Below are 19,958 nucleotides of genomic sequence, written 5' to 3'. Positions count from 1 at the left end.
CCCTTGCCGCGCAAGATCGACGTCACCGCCTACGCCAAGGGGGTCCTGGCGGGCGACCGCGGGACGCTGTCGAAGGCGATCACGCTGGTCGAGTCGCAGCGGGACGACCACCGGGCGCTGGCGCAGGAACTGCTGGTCGAACTGCTGCCGTCGGCGGGTGGCGCCCAGCGCGTCGGCATCACCGGCGTCCCCGGTGTCGGCAAGTCGACATTCATCGACCAGCTGGGCACGGACCTGACCGCGGCCGGGCACCGCGTCGCCGTGCTGGCCGTCGACCCGTCGTCCACCCGGACCGGCGGGTCGATCCTCGGCGACAAGACCCGGATGGCGCGGCTGGCGGTCGACGAACGGGCGTTCATCCGGCCGTCGCCGACGTCCGGGACGCTGGGCGGGGTCGCGCGGGCCACCCGCGAGACGATCGTGCTGATGGAGGCGGCCGGCTACGACGTCGTGCTGGTCGAGACAGTCGGGGTCGGACAGTCCGAAGTGACCGTCGCGAACATGGTCGACTGCTTCCTGTTCCTCACGCTGGCCCGCACCGGCGACCAGCTCCAGGGCATCAAGAAAGGCGTGCTGGAGCTCGCCGACGTCATCGCGGTCAACAAGGCCGATGGCGACCACGAGCGGGACGCCCGGCGCGCGGCGCGGGAACTGGCCGGCGCGCTGCGGATGATCTACGGGCCCGAAGCGTCGTGGACGCCGCCGGTGCTGACCTGCAGCGGCCTGCACAACCTGCGGCTCGACGAGGTCTGGGGCGCGATCGAGCGGCACCGCGACACGCTGACGGCGTCCGGCGAACTCGACGCGCGGCGGCGGCAGCAGCAGGTCGACTGGACCTGGGCGATGGTGCGCGAGCAGCTGCTCGGTCGGCTGGCGGTGCATCCGGACGTGCGAACGGTCGTTCCTGACGTCGAGCGGGCGGTGCGGGACGGTGAACTGACGGCTACCCTCGGTGCTCAGCGGATCCTCGACGCGTTCGGTGGCTGACGTGCGGGCGGTCCACGGGCAGAATGCCTGGTCGTGGCGAAGGGATGACATGGCGAAACTGCGGGGTCTGGTCCTGGTCGGGCTGCTCGGCGTGGTGCTGTTCACCGCGTCGCCGGCGTACGCGGCGCCGGTGCGCCCGGTGGCCGTGACGGTGAGCGTGTCTTCCGCAGCGCTGGTGCCGGCGCAGACCCAGCCTCCGGGGCCGGTCCTCGACCCGGCCCAGACGGACAAGGCGAACAGCGAAAAGACCCGGAACAAGCTGGTCGCGGGCCTGATCGCGGTCGTCCTGCTCGGCATCGTGATCTGGGGGCGCAAGATCCGTTCGAAGCGGGCCAAGGGGTCCTGAGGTTTTCGGCTTTGCCGAACTAGCCACGCCGTTCAACGCAGATCCGGTACCGGCCGTCTAGGACGGCGCTTTTCGAGGCGCGGCTTGCCGCCTGCATGGTGCACGATCGTCTGCAAATGCGTACAGATCGATCGGCACGACGCGTGACCCCAGCCGCTGCGCGGGTTACCCGTGTTGCGGGAGGAGGTGCGGCGTGACGGTGCTCGACTCACGGCCGGACGTTCCAGGCGACCCCCAAGGGCGCATCATCAACCCCATGGAGGGGTCCGAGGCGCTCATTTCCGAAGCCGGCGTAAGCATGGCTCCCGTGGAGGACCTTGGTGCGGGCCGCGGCCCGTTCTGGCTGGACGACTGGCTGCGCGCCAACGCGACCGACGTGCTCGCCTGGCGACGGCACATCCACGCGCACCCGGAGCTGTCGCGGCACGAGTTCGCGACCACGGAACTGGTCGTCACGCTGCTGCGTTCGGTCGGGCTCAAGCCGTGGGTGCTGCCGGGCGGCACCGGCGTCGTCTGCGACATCGGCAGTGGCGAGCGGTGCGTGGCGCTGCGCGCGGACATGGACGCGCTGCCGCTGACGGAGGCGACGGGCCTGCCCTACGCGTCGACGACCGAGGGCGCGGCCCACATGTGCGGCCACGACGCCCACACGGCGATCCTGCTGGGCGCGGCCCGCGCCCTGGCCGGCGCGCCGGAGCTGCCGGGCCGGGTCCGGCTGATCTTCCAGGCGGCCGAGGAGGTCATGCCCGGGGGAGCCCTGGACATGATCGCGGCGGGCGCGCTGGACGGCGTCGAGCGGATCTACGGCCTGCACGTCGACCCGCGGCTCGAGGTGGGCTCGGTCGGAATGCGCGTCGGGGCCCTGACGTCGGCGGCCGACCTGATCGAGCTGCGCCTGACGTCCCCGGGCGGCCACACGTCCCGGCCCCACCTGACGGCGGACCTGGTCCACGCGCTGGGCACGGTGATCACGTCCCTGCCCGCGGTGCTCTCCCGCCGCGTCGATCCGCGTTCCGGGACGGTCCTGGTGTGGGGAGCGGTCCACGCGGGCCAGGCGGCCAACGCGGTCCCCCAGGACGGCGTCCTGCGCGGCACCCTGCGCACGGCCGACCACGAGGTCTGGACGGCCCTGGAGCCCCTGGTCGCCTCCTCGGTGGAGTCGCTCCTGGCCCCCACCGGCGTCGGCTTCTCATTGGACTACCGCCGCGGTGTCCCCCCGGTGGTCTCCGACCCGGAGTCGACGGCCCTGATGCGCGCCGGCGTCGAGGCGGCCCTCGGCGAGGGCGCGGTGGCCCCGACGGAGCAGTCTTCGGGAGGCGAGGACTTCGGCTGGTACCTGGAGCACGTCCAGGGAGCCTTCGCCCGCCTGGGCGTCTGGCCCGGCCCGCCCGCCCCCCAATCGGACATCCACCGCCCGACCTTCATCCTCGACGAGCGAGCCCTCCTCTGCGGAGTCCGAACCCTCGTCCACACCGCCCTAACCACCCTCGCCTAGACCGTGTCGACCCTCCAATCACGCGTGTCGACCTTCTGATCACGCGTGTCGACCGTTCCCGCACGGACGGTTGTACACAAGTTATCCACAGGTGGGTAGTTGTCCACAGATCGAGGATGAGGCCCTTTCATCCTGGCTCGGCCGGGCCTCATTCTCGATCTTGTGACCGAGTGGGCAAGACGACACGGGGTGCTATCGCGCGCCGAAGCTGACAGGCTTTTGGGACGACGCAAAGTCCTCGAAGGGCTCGACCGAGGGTTGCTTTCGCAGCCGTGGCGAGGTGTCGTCGTGCACGCCGCCGACCTGTTGAAGCTGCCGACGAGAGCCGCTGCCGGGCTGCTCGCCGTCGGTCCTCCCGTTGCGCTGGCCGGCGTCACTTCCCTTGCGCTGCATGGCATCTCGTCAGCCGACGAGCGCGAGATCCACGTGATGGTGCCGCACTCCCGGCGCATCCGATCGCGCGCCGGCCTGGTGGTGCACCAGGGTGACTTCCGCGATCAGGACGTCATCGAAATCGAGGGTCTCGCCACGTTCCTCCTCGATCGGGCACTGGCCGACTTCCTCTGCGACGGGGACAAGCGAGCGGCCTTTCCCGCGGTCGACGAAGCCATGCGAGGCCTGCCGCCGGACCACTGCGCGAAGCTCCGCGAGAACGTGCGCGACCGGCTTTCCGACCGCCGGGACCGGCGAGGTATCCACAGGGCCTTGATGCTCTTGGACCTCGCCACGGGCAAGGCGGAATCGCCTCCCGAGAGCGTGCTCCGGTTGATCGTCGTCGAAGCCGGCTTTCCGGTGCCCGAGCCCCAGTACCAGATGACCACCATCGACGGCCGCAAGCTCTATGTGCTCGACATGGCGTGGCCGAGCAGGCAGATCGCGCTCGAGTACGACGGGTTCGCGGCTCACGAGGAACGGCGCGAGTACGACCTCGAACGCGACGAACGAATGGCGGCTCGGGGCTGGATCACCATCCGGGCCGCCGCGGCCGACCTCCGGGATCCGAGCCGTCTGCTGACCGCGTTGCGGGACGCCTTCGACCGGCGATCCGGCCGCGCTGCGTGATCAAACGGTCGACACGCGTGATTGAAGGGTCGACACGCGTGATTGGGGGGTCGACACGGGTTAGCCGGTTATGCCGGAGCAGGGGCGGGTTCGGAGGTCGTCGACGTAGTCGGCGGGGGCGCCGGCCGCCTCGGCGGCGTCGGCCAGGACGCCCAGGTAACGCGCTGAGGGGAGGCCGCCTTCGTAGGCGTCCAGGACGTACAGCCAGGCCAGGACCGAGCCGTCCATCGTCTGGACGCGGAGGCGGATCTTCGAGTGGATCCCCAGCTCGCCGCCTTCCCAGCGGTCCAGGCCGTCCTCGTCCAGCGAGGTCACGTCGTAGAGGACGACGAACACCCGGGAGCCCGGGTCCTCGACGATCGTGGCCAGGGCACCTTCCCACCCCAGGTCCTCGCCGCCGAAGGTCAGGCGCCAGCCCTCCAGCCAGCCGGTGCCGGCCATCGGCGAGTGCGGCGCGCGCTCCAGCATCTGGGCGGGCTCCATGTTCGATCCGTACGCGGCATACAACGGCACGCCGACAGCGTAGCGACACCTCCCTCACCCGAGTGGACGCACTCGCCGTGTTCGCCCACTTCAGTGTCCGGTCACCTTCGCCGCGTACGGTGAGAGCACCGCACGCTCACTCCGAGGAGGACCCAGGTGACCAGGATCGTGATCATGGGCGGGGGCCCGGCCGGCTACGAAGCCGCGCTGGTCGCAGCCCAGCACGGAGCCGACGTCACGATCGTCGAGCGGGACGGCCTCGGTGGCGCCTGCGTCCTCTACGACTGCGTCCCCTCGAAGACGTTCATCGCGAGCTCCGGCGCGCTGGCGAAGATGCACGACCTCAGCGAGCTCGGCATCAACACCGACCTGGCCGACACCAGCATCGACCTCCCGACCGTCCACGGCCGGGTGAAGGGCCTCGCGCTCGCCCAGTCCGCCGACATCCGCGCCCGCGTCCAGCGCGAAGGCGTCCGCGTCATCGCCGGCGAGGCCCGCTTCTGCGACGAAGAGCCCGGCCTGGCGACGCACAAGGTCGCCGTCACGACCAAGGACGGCACCGAGAAACTGCCCGCCGACGTCGTCCTCATCGCCACCGGCGCCACCCCGCGCGTCCTGCCCGGCGCCGTGCCCGACGGCGAGCGCATCCTCGACTGGCGCCAGCTCTACGAGCTCCAGGAGCTGCCGGAGCACCTCGCCGTGATCGGCTCGGGCGTCACCGGCGCCGAGTTCGCGTCCGCCTACACCGAGATGGGCGTCAAGGTCACCGTCGTCTCCAGCCGGGACCGCGTCCTCCCGCACGAGGACGCCGACGCCGCCGCCGTGCTCGAAGAGGTCTTCTCCCAGCGCGGTACGACCGTCGCCAAGCAGGCGCGCGCCGACCGCGTCGAGCGCACCGAAAAGGGCGTCGAGATCCACCTCGCCGACGGCCGCGTGATCGAAGCCAGCCACGCGCTGATGACCGTCGGGTCGGTGCCCAACACCAGGGACATCGGCCTGGACAAGGTCGGCATCGAGCCCGGCCCCGGCGGGTTCATCACCGTCGACCGCGTTTCGCGCACCTCCGTTCCCGGGATCTACGCCGCCGGCGACTGCACCGGCGTGCTCATGCTGGCCTCGGTGGCGAGCATGCAGGGCCGCATCGCGATGTGGCACGCGCTGGGCGAAGGCGTCGCGCCGATCAAGCTCAAGACCGTCGCCGCCAACGTGTTCACCCACCCGGAGATCGCCACCGTCGGCATCAGCCAGCAGGCGATCGACTCCGGCGAGGTGCCCGCGCGCACCATCATGCTGCCCCTGGCCACCAACGCGCGCGCGAAGATGGAGGGCCTCCGCCGAGGCTTCGTGAAGCTGTTCTGCCGCCCCGCCACCGGCGTGGTCGTCGGTGGGGTCGTCGTGGCGCCGCAGGCGAGCGAGCTCATCCTTCCCATCGCGCTCGCCGTCCAGAACCAGCTCACAGTGGACCACCTGGCACTGACATTTTCGGTGTACCCGTCGCTGTCGGGCTCGATCACCGAGGCCGGCCGCCAGCTCATGCGCCACGACGATCTCGACTGATCCGGCACGCAACCCGGGCGCACCCGCCGCGTCTTGTCGGTTGTAAGGCTGAAGGACGCGAAGGGTGCGAACGTGCGCAAGACGGTGGTTTTCGTTGCGGCAGCGGTGATCGGGGCGACGGCGCTGACGGGACCGGCGATGGCGCAGAGCACTGGTCCGGCCCCGAGCACGAGCCCCGCGCCGAGCGCGAAGACGGGCAGCGTTCAGCTCAACGTGAACACCGCGATCAACCAGACGCTGGTGGACAAGTACGTCCGCGACGCGCCGAACGTCGCGCTGGCGAAGTGCGATGGCCCTTCGCCGGCCTTCGCCTCGCCGGTGCTGACGTTCAGCAACTACACCCCCGGCCCGTTCATGGGCGCCGACGCGAACATCAGCGCCGACGTCGAGCTCAAGCCCGGCACCGCGGCGGGGACGTACCCGCTGAGCGTGACCTGCGGCGGCCAGACCTACACCACGCAGTTCTCGGTGCCCGCCGCCCAGGTCGCGAAGGTGCCGTCCGGCGCCGCGAAGGCCGGCGACGGCAGCATGGCGGGCTGATTTCCCCCCAGAACTCTCCGGGGAGGGAAGAGGGGTTGGAAATGAAAAGGTTCCTGGCCGTCGCCGCCGTTTCGAGTGGCTTGTTGCTCACGGCCCCGGCGGCCTTCGCCGCGACGCCGGCCAAGCACGCGGGAAACCCGAAGGCCTACCTCCGCGTCATGCCGACCGCGGCCCGCCCCGGCGCGAAGGTGCAGATCCGGCTCGGCTGCGAAGCCGCGAGCACGCGCGACCTGGCGTCCCCGGTCCTCAAGGTTGGCGCGCTGCGGCGCGTCGGCCCGCAGAACGACCCGGCCAAGGCGCCCGCCGCGGCCGCGGCGGCGGTGGTGCAGGCCGCGAAACCGGGCGTGTACCGGGTGTCGTTCTCCTGCGGCGGCGCGGAACTGACCACGAAGTTCACCGTTCTGGGTGAACGTCGTCAGGTGGCGAAGGTGCCGTCGGGCGCACCGCAGACCGGTGGTGGTTCGGCCGGCCACGGACCGCTCGCCGCCGCCGGCGCGATGGGCGTGCTGGCCGTCGGCGGTGGCGGTCTCGTGCTGGCGCGACGATCATGGCGACGTTGATCCGCTGATTTCCCCGAACCGGAAGCCGCCCGAGGGCGGCTTTTTTCCTGCGCGTTTTCGCGACGCATTCGTGACCTCCGGACGCAACCAACCGCAGGTGGAGACGTCTTGATAAGCGAAGGTGGGGGCTGGGGCCGAAGCAGGGGGAACTGCGAACGGTGGCCGTCGCCCGTTGTTTTCCGATCCGGAATCGACAGGGGAGAAAGAATGAAGAACACCGTTGTCGTCGCGGGCGTTGCCGCGGCTTTCCTGGTTCTCGCGCCCGGCGCGGCGCTCGCCACGACGCCGACCGGGGGACCGGCGACCCCGTCCACGAGCACGATCCGGACCGCGCCGCCGTCCCCGACCGGCATGCCGACGGTGCCGCGCACGACGGACCCGGGCACCGACTTCCCGGACGGCCCGATCGCCCGGATCAACCGCTCGTTGACCGTCGTTCCCGGCAAGGCGGTACCGGGCACGCGCGTGAAGCTCGACTTCGTCTGCCGCACGCACGGGCCCGACGAGAAGGTCTCCGTCCAGTCGGCGGCGCTGGCCTTCGACAAGAGCGGTGCCTGGGCGACCGCCGTGGTGAAGGACGTCAAGCCCGGCAAGTACACCGTGACGATGTACTGCGCCCACGAGGACTCCAGCACGGTCTTCGAGGTGCTCCCGGCGGCCAGGCAGGTCGCCAAGGTGCCGTCCGGCGCGCCGCAGACCGGGGGCACCGATGGCCCGGTCGACGGCTCCGGCTTCCCGGCCGCGGCCGCCATGGGGGTGCTGGCCCTCGGCGGAACCGGGCTCGTGCTGGCCCGGCGGGCGCGCCGCCGCTGATCCGGCCGCGGAGGTACCGTCGGGACGCAACCGAACGGACCACCCGGACGTGTGAACTTGCAGGCGCCAGTCAGGGGGAGACATGACCAGGAGGATCACGAACAGACGGGGTGTCCTGATCGCCGTCGTCGCCGCGTTGCTGGCCACGCTGGTGGTGCTGGCGCTGACGCTCGGCGGCGGCCCCGGCCCGGGTACCGCCGAGCCGCCGGCGGCCCAGCCGGTCGCGGTCGCGCCGGAGCCGCAGGCGGACAGCCAGGAGGCCGTCGCGGCGTTGCCCAAGTCCGAACCCGTCTCCATCGACATCCCGAAGATCGGCGCGCACTCGTCGCTGGTCCCGCTGGGACTCAACCCGGACAACACCGTCGAGGTGCCGCCGGTGACCACGCCGCTGCAGGCCGGTTGGTACACCTACGCGCCGACGCCGGGCGAGGTCGGCCCGGCCGTCGTCCTCGGGCACGTCGACGGCAATCACCAGAAGGGGATCTTCTTCCGGCTCAAGGAGCTGGCCGCCGGGGACCGCGTTTCGATCGCCCGCAAGGACGGCACCACGGTGGTCTTCGAGGTGACGAAGGTGCACCAGGTGCCGAAGAAGGACTTCGAGGCCGAAGGCGTCTACGACGACACGGCCGGTCCCGAGCTGCGGCTGATCACCTGCGGCGGCGTCTTCGACCGGAGCGCGCACAACTACGTCGACAACATCGTCGTGTACGCCCGCCTGGTCCAGGCCTGATTTTCGGTTTTGTCGGTGCCCGGTGCAAGACTGTGCCGGTCGTCACCAGCGGCGGCACGGACGAGGGGTTGGGAGTCGGCATGGTGTTCCGGGACGAAAGCTGGCCGGACGGTACGCCCGGCTGGGTGGACCTGATGGTGCCCGATCATGAGAAGGCGATCGCCTTCTACGGCGGCCTGTTCGGCTGGGACGTGCAGCGGGGCGGTGAGGAGACCGGCTTCTACGGCATGGCGCAGCTGCGGGGGCGCCCGGTCGCCGGCATCGGCCGGACCCCACCGGGCCAGGACATCCCCCCGTTCTGGACGACCTACCTCGCGGTGTCCGATGTGGACCGCACAGCCACGGCCATCACCGAGGCGGGCGGGCAGATCGTGGTGCCGGTGACGGAAGTGCTGAAGGAGGGCCGGATGGCGATCGCCGCCGACCCGGCGGGTGCCGTCTTCGGGCTCTGGGAGGCCGGCAACCACATCGGCACGCAGGTCACGGCGGCCCCGGGCACCTTGGCCTGGAACGAATGCATGAGCCGCGACTTCGCGGCGGCGAAGCCGTTCTACGAGGAGATTTTCGGCTACGGCTTCCAGGACATCTCGAGCGACCGATTCACGTACGCGGTGGTGCTGATCGACGGGCGCCCGATCGGCGGGCTCGGCACGGTGCCGGCATCGGTACCACCCGAGGTGCCGTCGTACTGGTCGGCGTACTTCTGGGTGGCGGACGCCGACCAGAGCGCGGCCAAGGTGACCGACCTGGGCGGCACGGTCGAGGGCAAGCCGTTCGACTCACCGTACGGGCGGCAGGTGCGGGTGGCGGACGATCAGGGAGTGCCGTTCGTGATCATCGCCCCGAACGCGCAATCCGGTGAGCCGGAGGGCTGGGAGGTGTGAACCGGGCGGGCCGGAGGGCTGGGAGGTGTGATCCGGGCGGGCGGAGCGGCGCTCTGGCAGGGGGGCGTGGTCACTTGGCCGCGGGAGGCGCGATCGGGTGAGCCGGGAGCAGCGGGAGGCGGCGACCTCGGCCGGTGTCGGGCGGCCTGGGAGCGCCATGGCGCGGCGCCTCCGGCTGTGGGAGGTGTGACCGGCCAGGCCGGGAGCGCCGTCGGCGGCCTCGGCGTTGGGAGGGGTCGTCGGGCGGCTGGGAGTGCCGTCGGCGCGCTCGGCATTGGGAGGGGCGCCGGGCGGACTGAGAGCGCTGTGAGGCGGCACCTTCGGCCGTGGGCGATGCGACCGGCCAGACCGGGAGGGCCCGGGTGGCGCCTTTGGCGTGGGGGTGCGGCCGGGCGAGCCGGGAGCGCGGCGGGACCTCGGCGCGCGGAGGCCTGAACAGCCAGGCCGGGAGCGCCACGACGTGGCACCCCCGGCCCCGGCCGGTCAGTCCTCGTCGGCGACCCAGTCGAAGGTCTTGGTCACCGCCTTCTTCCAGTTGCGGTACTCGCGCTCGCGGCGGGCGTCGTCCATCGATGGCTCCCACTGCTTGTCCTGGGCCCAGTTGGTGCGGATGTCGTCCTCGGACTTCCAGAACCCGACGGCGAGGCCGGCGGCGTACGCGGCACCCAGCGCGGTGGTCTCGTTGACCACCGGGCGGATCACCGGCACGCCGAGGATGTCGGCTTGGAACTGCATGAGCAGCTCGTTGACGACCATTCCGCCGTCTACCTTGAGGGAGGTGAGCGAAACACCCGAGTCGGCGTTCATCGCCTCGAGCACCTCGCGCGTCTGGAACGCCGTCGCCTCCAGCACCGCGCGGGCGAGGTGGCCCTTGTTGACGAACCGGGTGAGGCCGACGATCGCGCCGCGGGCGTCGGATCGCCAGTAAGGAGCGAACAGGCCCGAGAACGCCGGGACGAAGTACGCGCCGCCGTTGTCCTCGACGCTGCGCGCGTGCTCCTCGATCTCGGCCGCCGTCGTGATCATGCCGAGGTTGTCGCGCAGCCACTGCACCAGCGAACCGGTGACGGCGATGGAGCCTTCCAGCGCGTAGACCGTGTCGTTCGAGCCGATCTTGTAGCAGATCGTGGTGAGCAGCCCGTTCTGCGACATCACCTTCTCGGTGCCGGTGTTGAGCAGCATGAAGTTGCCGGTGCCGTAGGTGTTCTTGGCCTCGCCGGGCGAGAGGCAGGCCTGGCCGAACGTCGCGGCCTGCTGGTCGCCCAGGATGCCCGCGATCGGGACGCCCGCCAGCGCGCCCTTCTCGCGGACCTTGCCGTACTCCTCGGACGAGGAACGGATCTCCGGCAGCATCGAAAGGGGGATGCCCATCTCACCGGCGATCTCGGCGTCCCACTGCAGGGTGTCGAGATCCATCAGCATGGTGCGCGACGCGTTGGTCGGGTCGGTGACGTGCACGCCGCCGTCCGCGCCACCGGTCATGTTCCACAGCACCCAGGTGTCCATGTTGCCGAAGATCAGGTCGCCGGCCTCGGCCTTCTCGCGCGCGCCCTCGACGTTGTCCAGGATCCACTTGACCTTGGGCCCGGAAAAGTACGTCGCGAGCGGGAGGCCGACCTTGTCGCGGTAGCGCTCCTGGCCGCCGCCGAGGTTGCCGAGCTCGGTGACGATCTTGTCGGTGCGGGTGTCCTGCCAGACGATCGCGTTGTACACCGGCTTGCCGGTGGTCTTGTCCCAGACGAGGGCGGTCTCGCGCTGGTTGGTGATGCCGACGGCGGCGATGTCCTTGGCCGTGAGGTCGGCCTTGGCCAGCGCCCCCGCCGCGACCCGGCGCGTGTTCTCCCAGATCTCTTCCGCGTTGTGCTCGACCCAGCCGGCGCGCGGGAAGATCTGCTCGTGCTCGCGCTGGTCGACCGAGACGACGCGGCCCTCGTGGTTGAAGATCATGCACCGGGTGGACGTGGTGCCCTGGTCGATCGCGGCTACGTACGAAGTCATGTGTGCTCCCGGATTTCCGTCGAACGGGCGATCAGGTCAGGTTGTGGACGGCGAGGTACAGCAGAGCGGCCAGGGCGCCGCCGACGAGCGGGCCGACGACCGGGATCCACGAGTAGCCCCAGTTCGCGTTGGCCTTGTTCTTGATCGGCAGCAGGAACGCGTACGCGATCCGCGGGCCCAGGTCGCGGGCCGGGTTGATGGCGTAGCCCGTCGGCCCGCCGAGGGAGGTACCGATCACGAGCACCACGAACGAGACGCCCGCGTAGCCCAGTGCGGAGTTGCCGAAGTTCGGGGTGCCGCCGTCGCCGGCCGCGTAGACCGGGCTGAGCAGGATCCAGGCGACCAGCACGAAGGTGCCGATGATCTCGGTGACGAGGTTCCAGGCGGTGTTGGGGATCTGCGGTGCGGTGGAGAAGATGCCGAGGGTGTTCTCGGGCTCGGGGTGGTCGTCGAACTGCAGCTTGTAGGCGGCCCAGCAGAGGACGGCACCGAGGATGGCGCCGGCGAACTGGCCGATGAAGTACAGCGGGACGTCCGCCCACTTCGTCTTGTCGGCGATGGCGAGGCCGAGGGTCACGGCCGGGTTGAGGTGGGCCCCGCTCGGGGCGGCGATGCTGGCGCCGGTGAAGACGGCGAACGCCCAGCCGAAGTTGATGAACAGGAAGCCCGCGTTGTGACCGTTGTTCTTACGGAGCACGTGGTTCGCGACGACGCCGTTGCCGAGCAGGATCAGCGCGGCCGTTCCCAGTAGTTCCCAGACGATTATTGCTCCAGCACTCACCGCTGCACCTCCACACTGGACACTCTGCGCAGGGTCGATCACGGCGTGCCACGGCCCCGTTGCCGACCCACGTCCGCGCGACGTTACCGGGGCGTAGAAGCTACTTCCAAGCACCGGGCAGCCGAATCTTTTCAAGATCGCGGAGGGTTACGCCACAAGTGTCATCCGTGGACGGGCGGATGATCACCGGGTCGTGCGATGCTGGAAGCCTCGCCGGCACGAGGAGGAATGTCACGTGGCGCAGCACGCAGCGGAGACGAACCCGGCTCGACTGGGCCCGGTCAAGCGGGAAGAGACGTGGCAGCGGCTCGGCAAGGAGACGTTCGACCTCGTCGTCATCGGCGGCGGCGTGGTCGGGGCGGGCACGGCGCTGGACGCCGCGACGCGCGGGCTGCGGGTCGCCCTCGTCGAGGCCCGCGACCTCGCGTCCGGGACGTCGAGCCGGTCGAGCAAGCTCTTCCACGGCGGCCTGCGGTACCTGGAACAGCTCGAATTCGGCCTGGTCCGGGAGGCGCTGCGCGAGCGCGAGCTGATGCTGACGACGATCGCGCCCCACCTGGTGAAGCCGGTCAGCTTCCTCTACCCGCTGACGCACCGCGTCTGGGAGCGCCCGTACACCGCGGCCGGCCTGCTGATGTACGACACGATGGGCGGCGCCCGCAGCGTTCCGGGGCAGAAGCACCTGACCCGCGCCGGCGCGCTGCGGATGGTGCCGGCGCTCAAGCGCTCGGCGCTGATCGGCGGGATCCGCTACTACGACGCGCAGTCCGACGACGCCCGCCACACGATGACGGTGGCGCGGACGGCGGCGCACTACGGCGCGGTCGTGCGGACGTCGACCCAGGTCGTCGGGTTCCTGCGCGAAGCCGACCGGGTGTCCGGCGTGCGCGTGCGCGACGTCGAGGACGGGCGCGAAACGGAGATCTCGGCCGCCGCGGTGATCAACTGCACCGGCGTCTGGACCGACGAGCTGCAGCGCCTCTCGGGCGGCCGCGGCCGGTTCCGGGTGCGCGCGAGCAAGGGCGTGCACATCGTCGTCGCGCGCGACCGGATCGTCTCGGAGTCGGGGATGATCCTGCGCACCGAGAAGTCGGTCCTGTTCGTCATCCCGTGGCGCAACCACTGGATCGTCGGCACGACGGACACGGACTGGAACCTCGACCTCGCCCACCCGGCGGCGACGAAGCACGACATCGACTACATCCTGGAGCACGTCAACACGGTCCTCGCGACCCCGCTGACGCACGACGACATCGAAGGCGTGTACGCCGGCCTTCGCCCGCTGCTGGCGGGGGAGAGCGAAGAGACGTCGAAGCTGTCGCGCGAGCACGCGGTGGCCCGCGTGGCCCCGGGCCTGGTGGCGATCGCGGGCGGCAAGTACACGACCTACCGGGTGATGGCGGCGGACGCCGTCGACGCGGCGGCGGTGGACCTGCCGGGCCGCTCCCAGCCGTCGATCACGGACAAGGTCCCCCTCCTGGGCGCGGACGGCTACCACGCGCTGGTCAACCAAGCCGACCACCTGGCCGCGGAGCACGGCTTGCACCCCTACCGGGTGAGGCACCTGCTGGACCGCTACGGCTCACTCGTCCACGAGGTCCTGGCCTCGGCGGAAGGCCGCCCGGAGCTGCTGAAGCCGATCGAGCACGCCCCGGACTACCTGGGCGTCGAAGTGGTGTACGCGGCTTCGCACGAAGGGGCGCTGCACCTGGAGGACGTCCTCGCCCGCCGGACGCGCATCTCGATCGAGTACGCGCACCGCGGCGTGGACTGCGCCGAGCAGGTGGCCACGCTCGTGGGCGAGGTGCTCGGCTGGTCGCCCGAAACGGTGAAGCACGAGATCGAGGTCTACCGGGCCCGGGTGGAGGCGGAGCGCAAGTCCCAGTCGCAGCCGAACGACGAAGCGGCGGACGCGCTGAGGTCGGCGGCGCCGGAGGCCCGGGCGGGCATCGTGGAGCCGGTGAGCTGAGCGGGGGTCACGACGTCCGGTGCCAGCGGATCAGCCGCTCACCGGTCGGCGCCCGCTCGGCCTCCGGGCCCACCAAGGTGAACCCGCAGCGCTCGGCGACGATCGCCGAGGCCGCGTTGCTCTCCTCGTACCGGTAGCTGACCTCGGTCAGCCCGAGGCCGCCGAAGCCGAACCGCAGCGCCGCGTTCAACGCCGTCGTCGCGATCCCCTTGCCGCGCTCGGCCGGGTGGACCCAGATCGTCGCCTCGGCGTACGACGCGTCCAGGTTCAGCTCGCGCAGCCCGACCTCGCCCAGCAGCCGGCCCGAGGTCGGCTCGGCGATCGCCCAGGAACAACGCTCGTCGCCCGCCCACTGGGCCGCCCGCAGGGCCACGTACTCCGTGGCCTCGTCCAGGGTGCGCAGCCGGTAGTTCAGGACGTACTTGCGGTGCGTCGGATCGGCGAACGCCTCCATCAGCAACGGGCGGTCGTCGAGGTGGCGGTCGGCGCGCAACTGGCGCAGGTAGTACGTGCCCGCGTTGATCTCCACCGGTTCCACTCCGCCCAGCCTAGCCAGGCCGGGAGCGAGCCGCTCCCGGCCCGGCGATCAAGGACGGCTCAGCGGGTGAAGCGCCAGATCACCGGCACTCCGCCCTCGTCGAGCGGCCCGTTCGACGCGACACCGGCGAACGTTCCGTCGTCGGTCACCCCGCTCGCCTGGAAGTTCGGATAACCGCCCGGCTGCCGCAGCTCACCGGTCGGGGTGGTGCCGAACCACGTGCTCGGCTTGCCGCGGAACGAGCCCGGTACCGGAGTCGTCCCGTAGGTCAGCCCCGCGCGGTTCAGCGCATACGCGGCGTCGCCGCCGGGCAGGACGGCCGGCACCCCGGCGGAGTTCCAGCGCATGGCCCGGGAGCCCGCGACCGTGCCGTCCGAGGCCGAGCCGACGACGACGCCGTGGCGGATCGCCGAGCCGCTCGTGTACTGGAAGCCCGGTGCGGTGAGCGCCCGGTAGCCGCCGTCCTTCCACAACAGGCCCGACTCGAAGGAGGAGAACAGCACGGTCCCGTCGTCGTCGATGTCCAGTGGGAGCTCGTACTGGTGCGTCGCCGGGATGATCACCGGTGCGCGGCCGTCCGCCGGCCACACGATCGCGCCGTCCCGCGCCGGGTCCTCGTGGAAGACCTGCCCCAGCACGTCTCCGCGGGCGTTGACGGCCGTGGTCTGGGCCTCCTTGTAGCCCGCCGGCGTCTCGCGGAGGTGGAACCCGCTCGCGTCCAGCACGAACGGCCGGACGGCGCTCGCGTCGTAGTCGATCGCCGTGCCGACGACGGTGCCGGCGCCGTTCTCGTCCTCGACCATGGCCCACTCGAAGCCGTCCGGGACGCCGCGCAGCACCGGCTTGCCGCCGCGCCAGCTCACGACCTGCAGCTTGCCGTCGACGACGAACGACCCCGTGTACTCGCCGCGGCCGTTCGAAGCCTTCAGGTAGCCGTGCCCCGCGGGGTCGGCCCCGGCCGGCAACGGCAGCACCGCCGGCTGCCAGCTCGGCCGCCCGGCCTCGGCCTGCGCCGGCCCCGCGGCCAGCCCCGCGACGGCGATCGCCACGGTGGCGAGCACCCCCGATCGCGCCCACATCCTGCCCATGGATTCCTCCCTTTCCCCCGACCTGCGTGTGATCACCACGCCGGAGCGCGGGAGCAGGTTGCCCGGCGAAGGGAGCAATCAGGAACGGCGGCGGCGTGCCCCGGCGATCATGGCCACCACCAGCGGCAGCGCCACCGAAATGATCAGCAGCCGGCCGCGGGAGAGGATCAGCACCGCGATCGCCAGGACGATCGCGATCGGCACCGCGCCCGCCGTCAGGAACCGGACCAGGGCGGTGTCCCCGGCAGGCGCCACCATGGGCGCGGACACCCCGGTCAGCAACGCGCTCGGCCGGGGCGAGGGCAGGTCGTCGAAGAGGGGCACGAGCTCGCTGACGCGCTTCGCCGCGGTGACCTTCGCGGACCGGGCGCCGTACTCGTCGATGTCGAGCCGGCCGGTGCGGACGTGTTCCTCCAGGACGTCCAGGGCGTCCTGGCGTTCCTCGTCGCTCAACCGCATGTCGCCCACGGCCGGATCAGCGGCCCAGTTCGCGGCGGTAGGAGTCGCGCAGCTCGCGGCGGCGCTCGCGGTCGCGCAGGTGCCGCTCGCGGCGGTCGCGGTGGTGCTGGTCGTGGTTCCAGTCGTGGCCCCACATCGACTTGCCGAACACCGTCAGCCCGATCGGGACGAAGATGATCGGCCAGGCCAGCGTGCCGGTGGCGATCAGCGCGATCGCGGCGATGAAGGCCAGCGGCACGATCGCGGCGAGGAACCGCTGCGGCGGCGACCAGTTGTCCGGGGTCCGCGGGCGCGCCGGCTCGGGTGGCGCGGCGGCGGGCTCGGGGGCCGCGACCGCCTGCGGGACGTCCTCGTACCGCGGGTGCGGGGCGGGGAGGTCCGCGAAGATCTCGGCGAGTTCGCCGCGCGTCTTGGCCGCGGTGATCCGGGCCGAGCGCTCGCCGTACTCGTCGATGTCGATCCGCCCCGCGCTCATGTGCTCGCCGAGGGCGGACAGCGCGGACTCACGGTTCTGGTCGCTGATCCGCAGCTGCGGAGACGGGACTTCGGTCACGTAGTCGATGGTAGGCCGCCCCGGGGGCGGCCCACCACGACATCTGTAACGAACCGTGCTACTTGAGCTCGAGCAGCTGTGTGCCTTGCGTCACGGCGGCGCCGACCTCCACCGAGAGCCCGGTGACCGTGCCCGCTTTGTGGGCGGTGACCGGATTCTCCATCTTCATCGCCTCGAGGACGACGATCAGCTCACCGGCTTCGACCGTCTGGCCCTCTTCGACGGCCACCTTGACGATCGTGCCCTGCATCGGCGCCGTCACGGCGTCACCGCTCACCGCCGCCTTGGTGCCGCCGGCCCGCTTCCGCGGCTTCGCCTTGACGGCCGTCCCGCCGCCCCCGCCGCCGCCTTCGAACGCGAACCCGCCCGGCAGCGACACCTCGAGCCGGCGCCCGCCGACCTCGACGACGACGTTCTGCCGCGGTTCCTCTTCGGCGGCCTCTACGTCCGGGGCGACGAACGGCTCGATCCGGTTGTCGAACTCCGTCTCGATCCAGCGCGTGTGCACGCTGAAGCCGTTCTCGTCGCCGATGAACGCCGGGTCGTTCACGATCACGCGGTCGAACGGCAGCACCGTCGCCATGCCTTCGACGACCATCTCGTCGAGCGCCCGGCGGCTGCGTTCGAGGGCGTTGTTCCGGTCCGACCCGGTGACGATCAGCTTGGCCAGCATCGAGTCGAACTGCCCGCCGATGACGCTGCCGGATTCGACCCCCGAGTCGACCCGCACGCCCGGCCCGCTCGGCGCGACGAACTTCGTCACCGTGCCCGGCGCCGGCAGGAAGCCGCGGCCGGCGTCCTCGCCGTTGATGCGGAACTCGATCGAGTGGCCGCGGGGTTCGGGGTCGGAGGTGATCCGCAGCTGCTCGCCGCGCGCGATGCGGAACATCTCGCGGACCAGGTCCAGCCCGGTCGTCTCCTCCGACACCGGGTGCTCGACCTGCAGCCGCGTGTTGACCTCGAGGAAGGAGATCGTGCCGTCGGTCGCGACGAGGTACTCGACCGTGCCGGCGCCGTAGTAGCCGGCTTCCTTGCAGATCGCCTTCGCGGACTCGTGGATGCGCTTGCGCTGCTCGTCGCTCAGGAACGGCGCGGGCGCCTCCTCGACGAGCTTCTGGTGCCGGCGCTGGAGCGAGCAGTCGCGGGTGCCGACGACGATCGCGTTGCCGTGCATGTCGGCCAGCACCTGCGCCTCGACGTGGCGCGGCTTGTCCAGGTACCGCTCGACGAAGCACTCGCCGCGGCCGAACGCGGCGACCGCCTCGCGGGTGGCCGACTCGAACAGCTCGGGGATCTCTTCGCGGGTGCGCGCAACCTTCAGGCCGCGGCCGCCACCGCCGAACGCGGCCTTGATGGCCACCGGCAGGCCGTGCTCGTCGGCGAACGCGACGATCTCGGCGGCGTCCTTGACCGGCTCCTTCGTGCCCGGCACCAGCGGCGCGCCCGCGCGCGTGGCGATGTGGCGGGCGGTGACCTTGTCGCCGAGGTCGCGGATCGCCTGCGGGCTCGGCCCGATCCAGGTCAGCCCGGCGTCCAGGACGGCCTGCGCGAAGTCCGCGTTCTCCGAGAGGAAGCCGTAGCCGGGGTGCACCGAGTCGGCGCCCGACCGCTTGGCGGCGTCCAAAAGCTTGTCGAAGTTCAGGTAGCTCTCGGCGGCCGTCGTGCCGCCGAGCGCGAAGGCTTCGTCGGCCAGACGTACGTGCGGCGCGTCGCGATCCGGGTCGGCGTACACCGCGACACTGGCCAGCCCAGCGTCCTTCGCGGCTCTGATGACGCGTACCGCGATTTCGCCACGGTTGGCGACCAGGATCTTGGTCACCGGACCACCCGTGGTTTCGCCGACCTGCTCGGCCACCCCGCACCTCCTGCGTCCGACAGCTGCATTGCTGACCGCCCACGCGGCATCAGGGAAGTCTACGGATCTGACGTCCGGAGTCTCCTGAGTGAGAGGTGGACCACGCTCAGACGTGGTGGCGCAGCTCCTCGGGCAGCGGCGAGTCGAGCACGATCACGTCGTACGGGTTCGCGGAGTGCACCTTCGGCAGGTGCTCGGTGTTCACCAGCACCCACGGCTGGTGCTCGCCGCAGCAGTCGATCAGCCGGTCCAGCGCGGTGAAGGCGACCAGCGCGGTGCGGCCGTCCGGCGTGCGGCGCAGCTCGATGGACGCGCCTTCGGCCTCGGGGTCGACCGGGCCGGTCGGGAGATACAGGGCGGGCGGCAGGTTCGGGTTCGTCACCCGGACAACATAGACGGACACCCTCCGCTACGTGCGACCCCGTCAGGTTGAACCGGCCACACCGCGACGGGGCGTTGCCGACACGCCCACGTGAAGCGGCTTACCCTCTGCCTTATGCGGACTACGGCAGCGCGGACGCCCCGGTCGGCGCTGCTGACCGCGGTGCTGGCCGCGGTGGTCACGGTCGGCGCGATCGGCGCGGTGTTCCTGTTGCGGCCGCGGCCCGAGGCGGCCCCCGGACTGGCCGAGCCCGCCGCCGGCCCGGTGACACCCGCGGTGACCTGCGGCGGTGGCCCGTGCCGTCAGCTCGCGGCGGTGACCGTCGGGGGCACGCCGGTGGTGCTGCTGACCGACTCCGCGGGCGGTTCGGCCCGCCTGCGCGTCGGGCCCGAGCCGGGCACGGTGTTCGAGCTGTCGATCGCCCAGCTGGGTGTCCGGCTGGACCAGAACTCGCTGCGCTGCATCGACGGCCCGGCGCCGGCGTGCCTGGTCCGCGGCGACGTGGGCGACGACGGCACGGCCGCGTACGGCGAGCTGCTGGTCGCCGGCGGGGGAGTGTGGCGCGACTGGGGCAAGCCGTTCTACGCGGACGCCGGGACGCTGTCGCTCTACGACGTCACGGCCGACGCCAGCCCCGACGTGATCGTGGTCCGCCACGACTGCCCGGATTCCGCTTCCGGCACGCCGAAGTGCGCGGCCGCCCCGGTGCTGGGCGAGGTGTACGACCTCTCGGGCCGGACGGTGGGCTGCACGCGCCGGGTGACGTCGCCGTCGGACCTGCGCGGCTGGCCGGACATCCGCCTCACCCGCGCCGACCTCCGCAGCTGCCCCTCCTGAAACGCGTGAAGGCCGCCTCGAACACTCGAGGCGGCCGTCAC

At 71.3% G+C, this 19,958-nt stretch carries 21 protein-coding genes; 12 read left to right on the top strand and 9 right to left on the bottom strand.

Translation table 11 applies throughout. The features are described from left to right. Positions 1 to 3: 3 nt before the first annotated feature. The 4 genes from meaB (at position 4) to ACWDN5_RS19840 (ending at position 3,890) form a co-directional block, all read left to right on the top strand. Complete coding sequence (gene meaB, locus ACWDN5_RS19855; protein ID WP_310971049.1) at positions 4 to 987, top strand: methylmalonyl Co-A mutase-associated GTPase MeaB; 984 nt, start codon at positions 4 to 6, stop codon at positions 985 to 987. A 49-nt stretch (positions 988 to 1,036) separates the two neighbouring features. Beyond that, on the top strand, positions 1,037 to 1,333 hold the full coding sequence (locus ACWDN5_RS19850) for a hypothetical protein (protein WP_449677325.1): 297 nt from the start codon (positions 1,037 to 1,039) through the stop codon (positions 1,331 to 1,333). A gap of 193 nt (positions 1,334 to 1,526) precedes the next feature. Then, entirely contained in the window at positions 1,527 to 2,828 is a 1,302-nt protein-coding gene (locus tag ACWDN5_RS19845; protein ID WP_310971047.1) for an amidohydrolase, read from the top strand. A gap of 219 nt (positions 2,829 to 3,047) precedes the next feature. Further along, the gene (locus ACWDN5_RS19840) at positions 3,048 to 3,890 is read left to right on the top strand and encodes a DUF559 domain-containing protein (RefSeq protein ID WP_449677349.1); all 843 of its coding nucleotides are present in this window, start codon (positions 3,048 to 3,050) and stop codon (positions 3,888 to 3,890) included. A gap of 60 nt (positions 3,891 to 3,950) precedes the next feature. Here ACWDN5_RS19840 and ACWDN5_RS19835 read toward each other — a convergent pair whose 3' ends face one another. Further along, the gene (locus ACWDN5_RS19835) at positions 3,951 to 4,403 is read right to left on the bottom strand and encodes a gamma-glutamylcyclotransferase (RefSeq protein ID WP_310971046.1); all 453 of its coding nucleotides are present in this window, start codon (positions 4,401 to 4,403) and stop codon (positions 3,951 to 3,953) included. A 126-nt stretch (positions 4,404 to 4,529) separates the two neighbouring features. Here ACWDN5_RS19835 and ACWDN5_RS19830 point away from each other — a divergent pair, with 126 nt between their 5' ends. The 6 genes from ACWDN5_RS19830 to ACWDN5_RS19805 all read left to right on the top strand — a co-directional run bounded on the left by ACWDN5_RS19830 (position 4,530) and on the right by ACWDN5_RS19805 (position 9,457). Then, a complete protein-coding gene (locus ACWDN5_RS19830) occupies positions 4,530 to 5,930 on the top strand; it encodes an NAD(P)H-quinone dehydrogenase (RefSeq protein WP_310971045.1) in 1,401 nt (466 codons plus the stop codon). Between the two features lie 72 nt (positions 5,931 to 6,002). Further along, entirely contained in the window at positions 6,003 to 6,470 is a 468-nt protein-coding gene (locus ACWDN5_RS19825; protein WP_449677324.1) for a hypothetical protein, read from the top strand. 41 nt (positions 6,471 to 6,511) lie between these two features. Then, positions 6,512 to 7,030 carry a hypothetical protein gene (locus ACWDN5_RS19820; RefSeq protein ID WP_449677323.1) on the top strand — a complete coding sequence of 173 codons (519 nt, stop codon included), beginning with the start codon at positions 6,512 to 6,514 and terminating at the stop codon, positions 7,028 to 7,030. A gap of 207 nt (positions 7,031 to 7,237) precedes the next feature. Continuing rightward, positions 7,238 to 7,843, top strand: a complete 606-nt coding sequence (locus tag ACWDN5_RS19815) for a hypothetical protein (RefSeq protein WP_310971042.1) — start codon at positions 7,238 to 7,240, stop codon at positions 7,841 to 7,843. Between the two features lie 82 nt (positions 7,844 to 7,925). After that, a complete protein-coding gene (locus ACWDN5_RS19810) occupies positions 7,926 to 8,573 on the top strand; it encodes a class F sortase (protein ID WP_449677322.1) in 648 nt (215 codons plus the stop codon). Between the two features lie 80 nt (positions 8,574 to 8,653). Continuing rightward, positions 8,654 to 9,457, top strand: a complete 804-nt coding sequence (locus tag ACWDN5_RS19805; protein WP_449677321.1) for a VOC family protein — start codon at positions 8,654 to 8,656, stop codon at positions 9,455 to 9,457. 483 nt (positions 9,458 to 9,940) lie between these two features. Here ACWDN5_RS19805 and glpK read toward each other — a convergent pair whose 3' ends face one another. Together glpK and ACWDN5_RS19795 are read right to left on the bottom strand one after the other, a co-directional pair. Beyond that, positions 9,941 to 11,455, bottom strand: coding sequence for a glycerol kinase GlpK (gene glpK / locus ACWDN5_RS19800; RefSeq protein WP_310971039.1), 1,515 nt, complete (start codon positions 11,453 to 11,455; stop codon positions 9,941 to 9,943). 31 nt (positions 11,456 to 11,486) lie between these two features. Next, positions 11,487 to 12,236 carry an MIP/aquaporin family protein gene (locus ACWDN5_RS19795; protein ID WP_310971038.1) on the bottom strand — a complete coding sequence of 250 codons (750 nt, stop codon included), beginning with the start codon at positions 12,234 to 12,236 and terminating at the stop codon, positions 11,487 to 11,489. A 235-nt stretch (positions 12,237 to 12,471) separates the two neighbouring features. On the opposite strand from ACWDN5_RS19795, the gene ACWDN5_RS19790 reads away from it, so the two are divergent. Then, positions 12,472 to 14,205, top strand: a complete 1,734-nt coding sequence (locus tag ACWDN5_RS19790; protein WP_310971037.1) for a glycerol-3-phosphate dehydrogenase/oxidase — start codon at positions 12,472 to 12,474, stop codon at positions 14,203 to 14,205. Between the two features lie 7 nt (positions 14,206 to 14,212). On the opposite strand, the gene ACWDN5_RS19785 is transcribed toward ACWDN5_RS19790, so the two are convergent. The 6 genes from ACWDN5_RS19785 to ACWDN5_RS19760 all read right to left on the bottom strand — a co-directional run bounded on the left by ACWDN5_RS19785 (position 14,213) and on the right by ACWDN5_RS19760 (position 19,080). Further along, positions 14,213 to 14,743 (bottom strand): GNAT family N-acetyltransferase, encoded by a 531-nt coding sequence (locus ACWDN5_RS19785; RefSeq protein WP_310971036.1) that lies wholly within the window; start codon positions 14,741 to 14,743, stop codon positions 14,213 to 14,215. A gap of 59 nt (positions 14,744 to 14,802) precedes the next feature. After that, positions 14,803 to 15,831: a hypothetical protein gene (locus ACWDN5_RS19780; protein WP_449677320.1), complete on the bottom strand. Its 1,029-nt coding sequence runs from the start codon at positions 15,829 to 15,831 to the stop codon at positions 14,803 to 14,805. Positions 15,832 to 15,909: 78 nt separating this feature from the next. Further along, complete coding sequence (locus ACWDN5_RS19775) at positions 15,910 to 16,299, bottom strand: DUF1707 SHOCT-like domain-containing protein (RefSeq protein ID WP_310971033.1); 390 nt, start codon at positions 16,297 to 16,299, stop codon at positions 15,910 to 15,912. Between the two features lie 7 nt (positions 16,300 to 16,306). Then, on the bottom strand, positions 16,307 to 16,843 hold the full coding sequence (locus tag ACWDN5_RS19770; protein ID WP_310971032.1) for a DUF1707 SHOCT-like domain-containing protein: 537 nt from the start codon (positions 16,841 to 16,843) through the stop codon (positions 16,307 to 16,309). A gap of 58 nt (positions 16,844 to 16,901) precedes the next feature. Then, positions 16,902 to 18,698, bottom strand: coding sequence for an acetyl/propionyl/methylcrotonyl-CoA carboxylase subunit alpha (locus ACWDN5_RS19765; protein ID WP_310971030.1), 1,797 nt, complete (start codon positions 18,696 to 18,698; stop codon positions 16,902 to 16,904). Between the two features lie 106 nt (positions 18,699 to 18,804). Next, the gene (locus ACWDN5_RS19760) at positions 18,805 to 19,080 is read right to left on the bottom strand and encodes an SAV_915 family protein (RefSeq protein WP_310971029.1); all 276 of its coding nucleotides are present in this window, start codon (positions 19,078 to 19,080) and stop codon (positions 18,805 to 18,807) included. Positions 19,081 to 19,194: 114 nt separating this feature from the next. Between ACWDN5_RS19760 and ACWDN5_RS19755 the strand changes: the two genes are divergently transcribed. Beyond that, positions 19,195 to 19,917, top strand: coding sequence for a hypothetical protein (locus ACWDN5_RS19755; protein ID WP_310971027.1), 723 nt, complete (start codon positions 19,195 to 19,197; stop codon positions 19,915 to 19,917). Positions 19,918 to 19,958: the final 41 nt, after the last annotated feature.

Source organism: Amycolatopsis sp. NPDC003731 (genome assembly GCF_053586895.1).
The sequence above is the reverse complement of the archived record's forward strand: the minus strand, read 5'-3'. Positions and strand labels throughout refer to the sequence as shown.